The organism is Streptomyces sp. NBC_00637, assembly GCF_045161545.1.
GTDB lineage: Bacteria > Actinomycetota > Actinomycetes > Streptomycetales > Streptomycetaceae > Streptomyces.
This window is the reverse complement of sequence record NZ_CP109046.1, coordinates 6,229,978-6,242,671: the sequence shown is the minus strand read 5'-3', so window position 1 is coordinate 6,242,671 and position 12,694 is coordinate 6,229,978. Positions and strand designations below refer to the sequence as shown.

Sequence of the window (12,694 nt, the reverse complement as noted above, 5' to 3'; positions counted from 1 at the left end):
CCATGGAGACGACGGCCGCCGGGCGGCCCCTGACGTGCCTGCTGACGACCTGGGGCGTGACCCGGCTCGCGCTGCTGCTCTTCGTCTTCAAGGTGTTCCTCTTCCCCGGCCCGGACGTCACCAGCGACGTCTCCGTCACCTACCAGGGCTGGTACGACGTCCTGAGCACCGGCACGTTCCCGGCCGCCGACGTGACCTGGCAGTACCCGCCGGCCGCCGCCCTCGCCGTCCTCTCCCCCGGCCTGCTGCCGTTCCTCGACTACGCGTCGGCCTTCTTCGTCCTGGCCTTCCTCGCCGACCTGGCCGTCCTCGTGCTGCTGCTGAACACGGGCCTGCGCCCCGGACGGTCGCTGCGCGGCGCCTGGATGTGGGTGGCGGGCCTGCCGCTGCTCGGCCCCACCGTCTACTCCCGCTACGACGTGATGGTGACGGCGGTCGCGGTCGCCGCGCTGATCGCCGGTGCCCGGCGGCCCCGGGTGATGGGCGCGCTGACGGGCCTCGCCGTGCTGCTGAAGGTGTGGCCCGCGCTGCTGCTGGCGGGCGCCGTGCGCAGACGGGCCTGGGGCGCGGCGGCGGTGACCGTCGGCGCGCTGGCCGCGTTGTTCGCCCTGGTCATGCCCGGCGCCTTCGCCTTCCTCACCTTCCAGCGCGACCGGGGCACCGAGGTGGAGTCGCTGGGCGCGCTCGCCCTTCACGTGGCCCGGTGGTTCGGCTGGCGGGGCCAGGTGCTGCTGCGCTACGGCTCACTGGAGTTCCTCGGCCCGTACGTCGGCGTGGTGAGCGACGTGGCCCTGGGGCTGACGGCGGTCGCGTTCGGCTGGCTGCTGCTGTGGCGGCTGACGGCGAGGCGTTTCGCGCCGCAGACGCTCGCGGAGGCGGCGTTCACGGCGGTGCTGCTGTTCACCGTCACCAGCCGGGTGATCAGCCCGCAGTACCTCGTGTGGCTGATCGGCCTCGCGGCGGTCTGCCTGTGCTTCCGCGCCGGCCGCATGGCCCTGCCCGCGGTGCTGGTCCTGGCCGCGTCCTTCGTGACGGTGCTGGAGTTCCCGGTCTTCTTCGCGGACGTCGTCGCGAGCGGCCCGCTCGGTGTCACCCTCCTGTTCCTGCGCAACGGCCTGTTGGTGGCCGCCGCGCTCACCGCGGCCGTACGGCTGTGGCGTTCGACGGTGCCGCGGCCCGACCCCGCTCCCCCGTCCGCTCAGGCCGCCCGCGCCGGCGAGCCCGCGGTCTCGTCCTGACGGCCGGGCCACGCCCGCCGCAGCACCAGCCCCACCGCCGCGCACTGCACCCCCATGGCCAGCGCCATGGCCCCGCACACCCCCGGCAGCCCGAACCCGGACAGCGCGTACGCGAGCGGCAGCTGGACGGCAGTGCCGAGCACGGTCACCCGCAGCAGCACGGGCGCGCCCCCGCTGCCCTCGAAGACGCCGCCCAGTGCGATGAACCCTGCCATGAGCAGCAGATACGGCCCGACGCAGCGCAGGAACAGCACGCCCTCGCGGGCCACGGCGGGCCCGGCGCCGAAGGCGGCCATGATCCAGGGGGCCGTCGCGCACAGCAGCAGCGCGGCCGCGAGGCCGACGGTCCCGGAGACGAGCACGGCCTGCCGCCCGATCGCCCGGCGCTCCTCCCGGCCCTCGCCTCGGGTGTGCGCGGTGTGGATGGAGGCGGCCTGGCGGACGGCGTAGAAGGCCATGGTCGCCACGTACATGACCTTGTACGCGACCGCGTAGGCGGCCACCGCCGTCACCCCGAGCCGTGCCACCACGGCGATCAGGGCCAGTGCGCCGCCCTGGCGCAGGGTGAAGTCGGCGGACATCGGCAGCCCGGTCGCCAGGGTGCGCCGCAGCGAGGCGCCGGTGGACAGTGTCGGCGCCACCCGGGCGGCCGCCCGCAGCACGGCGTCCCGCCGTAGGGCCGCCAGCCCGGCCCCGAGCGCCACGCACCGGCACAGCACCGTGGAGAGGGCGGCGCCCCGGACGCCGTAGCGCTGGATGAACAGCGGGTCGCACACCAGGATCAGACCGTTGGCGAGGAGGGCGAGACGCATCGGGGTCCTGGTGTCGCCGGCCCCCTTGAGGAGGCCGTCGACGAGCTGCTGGCCGAAGAAGACGGCGGTGCCCGGCATCGAGATCGCGAAGTAGGAGACGGCGAGGGGCAGGGCGGAGCCACCGTGTCCGCCGAGGACCAGCCGGGCCAGCGGCTCGCGCACCAGGAAGCCCCCGGCAGCGACGACCGGCGTGACCACCGCGCACAGCGCCCAGCCGCCCCGCACGGCCGCCCGCAGGTCTCCGGGGTCCTGTGCGCCTCTGGCGTGCGCGACCAGCACGGTCGTGCCGGAGGCGAAGACCAGCGCGACCCCGAGCAGCACGTTCTCGGCGTTGGTGGCGACCGCGACCGCGGCCGTCGCGGGCCCGCCGAGCCGGGACACCCAGACGGTGTTGATGATCCCGGCGGCGACGGAGGCGAGCAGCGAGAAGTAGACGGGACGGGCGAGCGATACGAGTGGTGTGCGATGACCTGCCATGACGGATCCCCCTGGAACGAGCCGTCGCCGCACGTGGTGCCGCGGACCGAGCCGCCTCGCACAGCAGTATCTCTTATCGAGTTACCTCGAAACGAGGTAACTCGATAAGAGGTAGCATGAGCGCATCACGTCCGCAAGGGAGGGCCATGCTCGAGCTGTCGATCCTCGGTTTCCTGGCCGAGGAACCGCTGCACGGCTATGAGCTGAAGGAGCGGATCAAGGCCCTGACCGGCCATGTCCGCCCGGTCAGCGACGGCGCGCTCTATCCGGCGATCACCCGTCTCGTCACCGCGGGCAAGCTCGACCAGCACCAGGAGGACGGCGCGGGCGCGGCCCCCCGCCGGGTGCTCTCCCTCACCGACGAGGGCCGGGCGGACCTGCTGGAACGCCTGCGCCACCCGCGGCAGCCGGAGATCACCGACCACGTCCGCTTCAACACGGTCCTCGCGTTCCTGCGGCACCTGCCCGACCGCGCGGAACAGGCCGCCGTCCTGCGCCGCCGTCTGGACTTCCTCGAGACGCCCACGAGCTTCTTCTACGCCGGGGGAAAGCCGGTACGGGCCGAGGAGGCCGAGGACCTGTTCCGGCAGGGCATGCTGCGGGTCGCCCGCGCGACGGGCGAGGCGGAGCGAACCTGGCTGCGCGAGGCGATCGAGCGGCTGGCTCAGCCGAGCTGAGCCTTCAGATAGCCCTGCCAGTCCGCCGTGAACTCCGCCAGGGAGACACCCAGCACGCTCTTCAGCGCGCCCTCCACCGCCCCTGCCCGCTTCTCGTGCTCCCCCACCGCACGGTAGAACGCGTCCAGCTTCACCTCGCCCCACCGCTCGGCGATCATCCGGCAGGCCAGCCAGCCGCCCTCGTACGCCTGGGCCAGCCGGTCGGCGTCGCCGGAGAAGCCGAAGGCGCCGTCGACGGGCAGCGCCGCCGGGACCGCGCCCTGTGTGACGGCGTGCTGGAGCTCCGGGGCGACCTCGGCGGGGGTACGGCCGGTGCCGCGGTAGCCCACCCAGTCGGCGTAGCCCTCGGACAGCCACAGCGGAGTGGCCGCGTCGGTGTGGGCGCGCGTGGCCACATGGGTGGCCTCATGGGTGAGCACCACCTGCCGGCCGACCCGGCCGAGCATGGCGTACGAGTCCGGGTTGACGATGATCCGGTCCGCGGGCGTCCTGGCCCCGCCGCCCGTCTCGCCCGTGGTGACCGCGGCGATGCCCCGGTAGGAGGAGGCGGGCGAGCCGAGCAGTGCCGCCATGCCCTCCAGTGACTTCGGGACGAGGACGACGAGGCGCCCCGCCCAGTCGGTGCCCCAGGCCGCCGACACCTCCGGGACGGCGTCGTCGGCCAGCTCGGCGAAGGACCGCAGCCGCGCGGCGGTCTGCCCGACCCCGAGCACGAGACTGTGCGCGCCCCGTACGACGCTCACCGTGCCCTGGTCCCACAGCTGCTCGCCGGCCTTCGTCGCGGGCCTGTCCGAGGCCACCGACCACCGGCCGGCCCCGTCACGGGTCATTCGCAGGACGCGGGCCGTGGTCACCGGGGCCTTGTCGTAGCCGTCGACGCGGTAGCTCAGTTCGGCGTCGGCGGTGGCGGTGTCCCCGCTGCGGTGGAGCCCCGTCACGCGGTACGACCAGGCCGCCAGCGGAACGGCCCGCACCGCGGCGTACCCGCTCACGGCGCCGGTGGCCGCGTAACCGCTCCGGTCATGGCCGAGGACCGCGGCGGCCCGCCGGTCCAGGACCCGCTGCACATCGGCCTTCGCGTGGTCCGCGGCCGCCCGCCCGCCGCAGCCGACCAGGCAGCCGAGCAGCGCGACGAGCAGCAGACAGAGCCCCAGGACCCCGGGTCCGCGCGCCCGCCCTCGACCAGCCATCCTCCCGATCGTACGGCGGCCACCGCGCGCGGGCCCCGCTCAGGGCCTGGTGACGGAGGAGACCGGCATCATCCCGACCGGGTCGTAACGCACCGGCGCGCCCGGATAGGGGGCGTGGATGACCTGCCCGTTGCCGACGTACATGCCGACATGGCTGGCGTCGGACCGGTAGGTGACGATGTCACCGGGCTGGGCCTGGGAGAGCGGCACCCGTCGGCCCGCGTGCGCCTGGGCCTGCGAGGTGCGCGGCAGCGACACCCCGGCCTGCGCGTACGACCACTGCATGAGACCCGAACAGTCGAAGCCGGTGGGCCCGTTGGCGCCCCAGACGTACGGCTTGCCGAGCGCGGAGCGCACGGCGGCCAGGGCGGCACCCGCGCGGCCGGAGGCCGGGACGGCGCCCGAGAGGCCGGACATGGTGTCGCGGCCGGAGCGGGAGGCCCGGTCGAAGGCCGCGCGTTCGGCGGACGGCAGCGAGTTGAGCAGTTGCCGGGCCTTGGCGAGCTTCTGCTCCACGGTCCGCTTGTGCCGCACCACGGCCTTGCGGCTCTTCTCCAGCTCGGCGAGCTCGGCCGCCGCCTCCGCGCGCTCCTGGGTGAGTTCGCGCAGGGCGCCCTGGAGTTCCCTCAGCTCGCCGGCCTGGTGGACGGTGATCCGGTCGAGGACGGACGCCTTGGAGAGGTAGTCCTCCGGGTCGTCGGAGAACAGCAGCGCCAGGGAGGGGTCGAGGCCACCGGAGCGGTACTGGGCGCCGGCCAGCGAACCGAGCTGCTCGCGCAGTCCGTTGACGCGCTCCTGCTGCCGGGCGATGTGGTCCTGGGCCACGCCGACCTGCCCCCGCAGGGTGTCGGCGCGCTCGTCGGCCGTGTTGTAGGCCTCGGTGGCCTTCTCGGCCTCCTCGTAGAGACGGTCCACCTCGGCGCGGGTGTCGTCGTGCGGAGCGGCCGTGGCCGGTACGGCGGACACGGCACCGAATGCGGCGGCCGCGACGGACAGCACGCTCAGGGCGCTGGTGGCGCCCCGGTCGAACCCGGACTGTGCAAGGCGGCGATGGGACCCCACGGGAAGCCGCGCTCCTTCCACCGGTGGACAGGGAAACGCGGCAGACAGTAGCCCCGCGGTGGGGGGTCGGCCAAAGACCTCGACGGCAACGCACAGTGACGCCCCGCCGCTGACGCAGGTCACCGGCGGGGCGTGGGGTCACTTCTCGTTGTCGTAATTCGCCCGTTCGGGCGGCGTGGTGTCCCGATTCCGGGAGGGATCAGATCCGGACGCCGAACTGGAACGGCATGTTGTTGATCGACTCGTAGCGCACGACGGTGCCGGTGCGCGGGGCGTGCAGCACCTGGCCGTTGCCCGCGTAGAAACCGACGTGGTGCTGGTCGCCGTAGAAGATGACCAGGTCGCCGACCTTGAGGGCGCTCTGCGAGTAGATCCGCGTACCGGCGTTGGCCTGGGCCTGCGAGGTGCGCGGGATGGAGACGCCGGCCTGGGCGTAGGCCCAGGAGGTCAGGCCCGAGCAGTCGTACGTGGCGGTGCCCGTGGCGCCGTACTGGTACGGCTTGCCGAGCTGGCTCTGGGCGGCCTGGAAGGCGGCCATGGCCCGGCCGGAGCCGGCCGGCGCGTCCCCGAGGTCGACGCGGTCGCCCGCGTCGCGGCTGGCGCGGGCGTCGGCGGCCGCCAGGGACGCCTGCTCCTTGGCCGTCAGCGTGTTGAGGAGCTTGCGCGCCTCGGTGAGCTTGGCCTGGACTTCCTTCTTCTTCTTGCCCAGTTCGGTGCGGGTGGTGGCGAGGTCCTTGAGCTTGGTCGAGGCCTCGCTCCGCTCCTGGGCGAGCTCGCGCTGCTTCTCCTGGATCTTCTTCAGCGCCTCGACCTGCTGGGCGCTGAGCTGGTCGGCGGCGGACGCCTTGTCCAGGTAGTCGTCCGGGTTCGAGGAGAGGAGCAGCTGCAGGGAGGGGTCTATGGACCCGGTGCGGTACTGGGCCGCGGCCGCCAGACCCATGGAGTCGCGCAGCTCGTTGAGCTCCGACTGCCCCCGGGCCACGTTGTCCTGGATGGTGGAGATCTCCTTCTGGAGCTTCTCCTGCTTCTCCTTGGCCCCGTTGTACTTCTCGGTGGCCTCTTCGGCGTCTTCGTAGAGCTTGTCGACCTTGGTCTTGACCTCGTCCTTGGTGAGCTTCTCGCTGGGCGCCGCGTTGGCGGCCTGCGAGCTCAGTACGACGGCAGCGGCGGCTGCGGTGGTCAGCACGGTCACGCGTGCGCGACTCGGCTGCTTCGGTCGACGGTGGGACGCCACGGAGACGGGCTCCTTCTTTTGAGTGATCACCCGTTTGGAGATGCGAGCCCTGACCTTAGTGACCTCGCCGTGATCAGTTCAAATCCTCAGGAGAAAAAAACCCATCACGCAACGCAGTTTTTTCAATCAACTCACGTGTAGTCATGCTCGATTGACGCTACGTTGCGTGACGATCCCACCAATTCGGTCAATAAACCTGGAACTTCGACGTTTAGGACAGCCGCTTCAGAAGCACCGCGGAAGCCACCGGTCGGGCACCCGCCTTGGCGATCCCGTCGGCCACCTCACGGTCGGTCGAGGCGACGATGACCGGCCGGCCCGGCGGCTCCGCCCGCACCAGCTGACGGATCAGCTCGTCGGCCGTGACACCGGGCTTGGAGAACAGCACCCGCACCCCTCGCGGCGGCGCGAGCAGCACCGGAGCGGCCAGTTCGGCCCCGTCGAAGACACAGGTGACCTCGGCGCCGGTCTGCGCGGCGAGCTGCGAGAGCTGCCCGAGGAGCCTGAGCCGCTGCTTCTCCAACGGCATCTGCGGATAACCGGTCTTGGTGACGTTGTAGCCGTCGACGACGAGATGGGCCTGGGGCAGCGCGAGCAACTGGTCGAGAATGGCCGGATCGTTCTCCGACAGCGCGCGCGTGGCGATGTCCTTCGGGGTCATTCGTCCCGGTTCGACCGCGTCGACGGTCTCCGCCGGGCGCACCGACACCGGCGGCAGCGCCAACTCCCGCCGCAGCCCCTGGGCCGCGTCGAGCACCGTGTCCAGCAGCAGACGCACCCGCATGTCCTCGACGCTGCGGCCCTCACGCGCCGCCCGCCGGGTGGCCTCCAGCGCCGCCTCCACCTCGCCGAGCCGCGCCTTCAGCCGCCGTGCCTCGCTCTCCGCGGCCGACACCTGGGTCTGCCCCTCGGCGCGCACGGTCTCCAGCTCACCGCGCACCTTGCGCAGCGCGGCCTCGCCCCGCTTGACGTCGCTGAGGGCCGAACGCAGCTTGCGATGAAGCGACTCGGCTTCCTTCTTCGCCGCGTCCAGTTCGGCGCGCAGCCCCTCGGTGCCCGTCCGGGTCTGCTCACGGGCCCGGTCGAGCTCCTCGCGCAGCCGCTCCAGTTCGGCCCGGCTCTCCTCGTCGGCCCGCTCGGCGTCCGCCCGCTGGGCCTCCTCGCCCGCCGCGGTGACCAGCTTCACCCAGCCGACGGGCCGCAGCACGTAGGCCGCGGCCGCCACTTCGTGCGGGTCCGCGGCCGGGGTCGGCGAGCCGGAGTCGAGAGCGCCGGAGAGTTCCGGCTGGGCCTCTCTGAACTTCTCGGCGATGCGCTGCCGGAAGAGCGGATCGGTCTCCAGGGCGGCCGCCATGGCGTTGCCCGCGAACTTCGCCCGCCGGTTCGGCGCGAACCGGGCGTACTGCCGCAACTGGACGGGCAGTTCGCCGACGGTCAGCCCGCCGAAGCCGTCGGAGACGATCTGTACGACCCTGCGCCGCACGCCGTCCGGCAGCGGACGGTCGAGCATCTCGGCGGCGCCGTCGCCCGGCCCCCCGCCTGCGCTCTCCACCATCCGTCACACCCCAATACTGTGCGGGGCCTCCCTCGCTCTCGCCTTCGCTCGAGCGGGGGGACTCCCGTCGTCAGGAACCGGCGCCCGGCCGATCCACGAGTTCCACCTGGTCCACGGCGTTGCACCAGCGGCACCGCACCGACTCGATGGTCTCACTGACCACCTCGCGCTCCTCGACCTTCGGCTCACCGGCGAGGTCGAGGTGCACGTACTCGACGACCTTCGACGAGCGCGTCACGTCGAACCGCGTGAGGTTGCCGCAGAGTGTGCAGCGCCACCGCGTCGCGGCGGTCGGCAGGGGAACCGTCATCGTGGCTTTCCGCTTCCTTCTGGTGTCGTGCTCGTGGTTGTGGGGGTCGGGCCGAAGGCTCCCCCGCGCGTATGGCTCGTAACCCTACGGCCTGGCGGGTACTCGCCGCCCATCCGTCCACGGCGGCGAGGCGGTCCGGGCGTGTGCGTCCGGTTACGCCATGCTTTGTTCTCATGTTCGGCAACATGACCGGCGACCGGAACGGGCCGGTCGCCAGAGCGGTCCGCGCCCGCCCGGCACAGGTGACCTACGCACTGATCGCCCTGTGCTGCCTGATCTTCCTGATCGGACCCGCCTCGGGCTTCAATCCGGTCTACGGCTCCGGCGACGAACTGCCGGCTCTGCAGCGCGCCTACTTCCGGCGCTGGGGCGTGGTGCCCCGCGAACTCTTCGAGGGCGCGCCACGGGCCGTCCTGACCCCGGCCACGGCCCTGTTCGTCCACGGCAGCTGGGTGCACCTGCTGGGCAACATGCTCTTCCTCTACGTCTTCGGGACGATGACCGAGGACCGGATGGGCCGCGTCGAGTTCACGTTCTTCTACCTCGGCTGCGGCTACCTGGCCCTGCTGGGCTACGCCGCCGCCAACGCCGGGTCGGAGCAGTCCCTGGTCGGCGCCTCCGGGGCGATCTCCGCGGTCCTCGGCGCGTTTCTGTACCTGTTCCCCCGGGCGCGGGTGACCAGTCTCCTGCCGTTCCTGTTCTTTCTGCCGCTGCGCTTCCCGGCGTGGGTCGTGCTGCCGTTCTGGGCGGCCCTGCAATGGGTGGCGGCGGGACGGGCCGCCCAGGGGCCGGGGGTGGCCTATCTGGCGCACCTGGTGGGCTTCGGCCTGGGGTTCCTCTACGCGTGGGCCCGTTTCAGAGGCGCGAAGGGCCCCGGGAACGGCCTCGGGACGGCGGTGGTGGGAGACGGGCGGGCGCGTAGAGTGAGGCCCGCCCCAGCTCCGGCCCCCGAGGGAGAGAATCAGCCGTGATCACCGCGATCGTCCTCATCAAGACCAGTGTGGACCGGATCCCCGAGATCGCGGAGCGGATCGCTTCGCTGGACTCCGTCAGCGAGGTCTTCTCCGTGACGGGGACGTACGACCTGATCGCCATGGTGCGGGTGAAGGAGCACGAGGACCTGGCGGAGGTCATCCCGGGCAGCATCAGCAAGATCCCCGGGGTCGAGGGCACGGACACGCACGTCGCCTTCCGCACCTACTCGCAGCACGACCTGGAGGCGGCGTTCGCGATCGGGCTGGACTCCTGACCTGCTGAACACCGCCTCCGGCGGACCGTCGCTCACACGGCGGGCACGCAGCGGCCGTCCTGCGTCCGGTACTGCCACCGCGCACCCTCGGTCACCAGTTCACGCACCGCGTTCACGAAGCGCTCCACGTGCTCGTCCGGGGTTCCCGCGCCGAAGCTCACCCGGATCGCGTTGAGGGACTTCTCGCCGGGCGCCGCCTCCGGCGCGCCGCACTCGCCCTGGCTCCGGGCGTCGCCGCCCAGCAGGGTGCGGACCAGCGGGTGGGCGCAGAAGAGGCCGTCGCGGACCCCGATGCCGTACTCGGCGGAGAGGGCGGCTGCGAAGTGCGAGCTGTTCCAGCCCTCGACGACGAAGGAGATCACGCCGACCCGCGGGGCGTCGTCGCCGAACAGGGACAGCACCCTCACCTGCGGAACCTCGGCCAGACCGGCCCGCACCTTCGCGATCAGGTACTCCTCCCGGACTACGAGACCGTCGAAGCCCGCCTCGGTGAGGGCCTTGCACGCCGAGGCGACGGCGTAGGCGCCGATCACGTTCGGGGAGCCGGCCTCGTGGCGGGCGGCGCTCTCGTGCCACTCCACGTCCACTCCCCCGTCCTCGCGCCGCGAGACCTTGCGGCTGGCGCCACCGCCCGCGAGATACGGGTCGGCCGCCACCAGCCAGTCGGCGCGGCCGGCCAGCACGCCGGAGCCGAAGGGCGCGTACAGCTTGTGCCCGGAGAAGGCGACCCAGTCGACGTCCAGCTCCCGCACGGAGACCGGGTGGTGCGGGGCCAGCTGGGCCGCGTCCAGGACGATCCGGGCACCGTGCGCGTGCGCCGCGGCCGCCAGCTCGCGTACCGGCCACAGCTCGCCGGTGACGTTCGAGGCGCCGGTGACGCAGACCAGGGCAGGCCCGTGCGGGTCCCGGTCGGCGAGGGCCCGCTCCAGCGTCTCGACGGCCTGCCGCGGGGTGCGCGGGGCGTCGAGGCAGGTGACCCGGGCGTCCTTCCAGGGCAGCAGCGCGGCGTGGTGCTCGGTCTCGAAGACGAAGACCTGGCAGCCGGCGGGGAGGGCCCGCGCCAGCAGGTTGAGAGAGTCCGTCGTCGAGCGGGTGAAGACCAGCTGGTCGTCGGGGCGGCAGTCCAGGAACTCGGCGACCGTCCCGCGGGCGTTCTCGAAGAGGTCCGTGGACAGCTGCGAGAGGTAGCCGGCGCCGCGGTGGACGCTGCCGTAGTACGGGGCGTAGGCCGCCACGTCGTCCCAGACGCGCTGGAGGGCGGGGGCGCTGGCCGCGTAGTCGAGCGCCGCGTAGGTGACCTCGCCGCCCGTCACGAGCGGGACCGTGACATCACGACCGAGAACGGGCAGCGGGGCACAAACGGTACGGGCGGCGACAGCGGTGGGGACGGACATGGCGAACTCCCGTGAGAGGCAAGGGGGAACCACCGTGCGAGCGGACACGGCTCGAGCACGGAGGAAGGTGAAAGGGGTGTGCGGAGGCGGGGCTCTACGCCCTATCGCATTCGCTTGCTCACGGGAGACTCCCTCGAACGACCAGGACCCCTGGCGGTACTCACTCGAAAGAGTGCGAGGGGTCCGCGCTTGCCGTAGACCTCGCTGCCTACGACCTGGTCTTCACCCGGGGCACCCCGCCACGGACGGAGGGTTGCCGGACAGTCGGCCGGGGCCTCATGACTGTCACTCATGACCTGACACAGGAACGTACGTGAAGTGATCGCCGTCCCGCAACCGGTGTCCGGATCGCGGGACGGCCATCGGTGGGGCGTCAGGCGTTGCTGGCGGCCACCCAGCGCTCCAGGGCGCGCTTGGCCGCGCCCGAGTCGATCGACTCCGCCGCCCTGGCCATCCCGGCCCGCAGCTGCTCCGCCAGCGTCCCGGTGCCCGGCTCCAGCGCCACGAGCGCCGCCGCCGAGTTGAGCAGCACGGCTTCCCGCACCGGGCCCGTCTCGCCCTCCAGAAGGCGTCGGGCGACCTCCGCGTTGTACGACGGGTCGGCGCCCCGCAGGGCCTCGACCGGGACCAGCTCGAGCCCGACGTCACGCGGGTCGAAGGTCTCCTCGGTGACCTTGCCGTCGCGGACGACCCACACCCGGGACGTGGCCGTCGTGGTCAGCTCGTCGAGTCCGTCGTCGCCCCGGAAGACCAGGGACGAGTTGCCGCGCTCGGCGAAGACGCCCGCGACGACCGGCGCCATCCGCGGGTCCGCGACCCCGACCGCCTGGGCCCGCACCTTGGCGGGGTTGGTCAGCGGGCCGAGCACGTTGAACACCGTGCGGATGCCCAACTGGCCGCGTGCGGCGCCCACATGACGCAGCGCCGGGTGGAACTTGATCGCGAAGCAGAAGGTGATGCCGGCTTCCCGGGCCACCTCGGCCACCCGCCGCGGGGTCAGCTCCAGATTGACGCCGAGCTTCTCCAGGACGTCCGAGGCGCCGGACGCGGAGGACGCGGCCCGGTTGCCGTGCTTGACGACCGTGGCACCCGAGCCGGCCACGACGATCGCCGACATCGTGGAGATGTTGACCGTCTTCGCGCCGTCGCCGCCCGTGCCGACGATGTCGACGGTCGGACCGGGCACCTCGATCAGGTTGGCGTGCTCGTACATCGCCCGGACGAGCCCGTTGATCTCCGCGACGGTCTCGCCCTTGGCCCGCAGCGCCACCACGAACCCGGCGATCTGCGCGTCGGTCGCCTCACCGCGCATGATCCGGTCCAGCGCCCAGAACGTGGCGTCGGCGTCCTGGTCGCGGCCGTACAGCAGGCCGTTCAGCACCTCGGGCCAGGAACGGCCCGCCGCGGTGTCGCCTCCAGCGGGGGTCACAGCGCTCATAGCCGCTCCTGCGTGTGTCGTCGTGTGCCGTCGTGTGCCGACCCGCGCCTCGAAACAA

The 12,694-nt window shown here is 72.4% G+C and carries 12 protein-coding genes and 1 riboswitch; of the genes, 4 read left to right on the top strand and 8 right to left on the bottom strand.

Annotated elements, in window-relative coordinates; genetic code table 11:
* The first annotated feature begins 2 nt into the window (after nt 1–2).
* Nucleotides 3–1,238, top strand: a complete 1,236-nt coding sequence (locus tag OG440_RS27325) for a glycosyltransferase 87 family protein (RefSeq protein WP_406009429.1) — start codon at nt 3–5, stop codon at nt 1,236–1,238.
* Here the strand turns inward: OG440_RS27325 and OG440_RS27320 are convergent.
* Nucleotides 1,199–2,527 (bottom strand): MATE family efflux transporter, encoded by a 1,329-nt coding sequence (locus OG440_RS27320; protein WP_406009428.1) that lies wholly within the window; start codon nt 2,525–2,527, stop codon nt 1,199–1,201. The genes OG440_RS27325 and OG440_RS27320 overlap by 40 nt on opposite strands.
* A gap of 146 nt (nt 2,528–2,673) precedes the next feature.
* Between OG440_RS27320 and OG440_RS27315 the strand changes: the two genes are divergently transcribed.
* Nucleotides 2,674–3,204 (top strand): PadR family transcriptional regulator, encoded by a 531-nt coding sequence (locus OG440_RS27315; RefSeq protein ID WP_406009427.1) that lies wholly within the window; start codon nt 2,674–2,676, stop codon nt 3,202–3,204.
* Here OG440_RS27315 and OG440_RS27310 read toward each other — a convergent pair.
* From OG440_RS27310 to OG440_RS27290, 5 genes are all read right to left on the bottom strand, one after another.
* Nucleotides 3,192–4,394, bottom strand: a complete 1,203-nt coding sequence (locus OG440_RS27310) for a hypothetical protein (protein ID WP_406009426.1) — start codon at nt 4,392–4,394, stop codon at nt 3,192–3,194. The genes OG440_RS27315 and OG440_RS27310 overlap by 13 nt on opposite strands.
* Nucleotides 4,395–4,433: 39 nt before the next feature.
* The gene (locus tag OG440_RS27305) at nt 4,434–5,456 is read right to left on the bottom strand and encodes an NlpC/P60 family protein (protein WP_406009425.1); all 1,023 of its coding nucleotides are present in this window, start codon (nt 5,454–5,456) and stop codon (nt 4,434–4,436) included.
* Nucleotides 5,457–5,655: 199 nt separating this feature from the next.
* Nucleotides 5,656–6,690, bottom strand: a complete 1,035-nt coding sequence (locus OG440_RS27300; RefSeq protein WP_406009424.1) for an NlpC/P60 family protein — start codon at nt 6,688–6,690, stop codon at nt 5,656–5,658.
* Nucleotides 6,691–6,901: 211 nt separating this feature from the next.
* Nucleotides 6,902–8,245, bottom strand: coding sequence for an NYN domain-containing protein (locus OG440_RS27295; protein WP_406009423.1), 1,344 nt, complete (start codon nt 8,243–8,245; stop codon nt 6,902–6,904).
* 70 nt (nt 8,246–8,315) lie between these two features.
* Nucleotides 8,316–8,555, bottom strand: coding sequence for a hypothetical protein (locus OG440_RS27290; RefSeq protein WP_020129990.1), 240 nt, complete (start codon nt 8,553–8,555; stop codon nt 8,316–8,318).
* Nucleotides 8,556–8,728: 173 nt separating this feature from the next.
* On the opposite strand from OG440_RS27290, the gene OG440_RS27285 reads away from it, so the two are divergent.
* Both OG440_RS27285 and OG440_RS27280 read left to right on the top strand, forming a co-directional pair.
* Nucleotides 8,729–9,526, top strand: a complete 798-nt coding sequence (locus OG440_RS27285; RefSeq protein ID WP_406009422.1) for a rhomboid family intramembrane serine protease — start codon at nt 8,729–8,731, stop codon at nt 9,524–9,526.
* On the top strand, nt 9,523–9,804 hold the full coding sequence (locus OG440_RS27280) for an Lrp/AsnC family transcriptional regulator (RefSeq protein ID WP_020129992.1): 282 nt from the start codon (nt 9,523–9,525) through the stop codon (nt 9,802–9,804). The genes OG440_RS27285 and OG440_RS27280 overlap by 4 nt, the downstream gene beginning before the upstream one ends.
* A 32-nt stretch (nt 9,805–9,836) precedes the next feature.
* Here the strand turns inward: OG440_RS27280 and OG440_RS27275 are convergent, their stop codons facing one another.
* Complete coding sequence (locus OG440_RS27275; protein ID WP_406009421.1) at nt 9,837–11,198, bottom strand: aminotransferase class V-fold PLP-dependent enzyme; 1,362 nt, start codon at nt 11,196–11,198, stop codon at nt 9,837–9,839.
* A gap of 180 nt (nt 11,199–11,378) precedes the next feature.
* Nucleotides 11,379–11,495: riboswitch (SAM riboswitch) on the bottom strand.
* Between the two features lie 76 nt (nt 11,496–11,571).
* The gene (gene trpD, locus OG440_RS27270; protein ID WP_406009420.1) at nt 11,572–12,636 is read right to left on the bottom strand and encodes an anthranilate phosphoribosyltransferase; all 1,065 of its coding nucleotides are present in this window, start codon (nt 12,634–12,636) and stop codon (nt 11,572–11,574) included.
* Nucleotides 12,637–12,694: the final 58 nt, after the last annotated feature.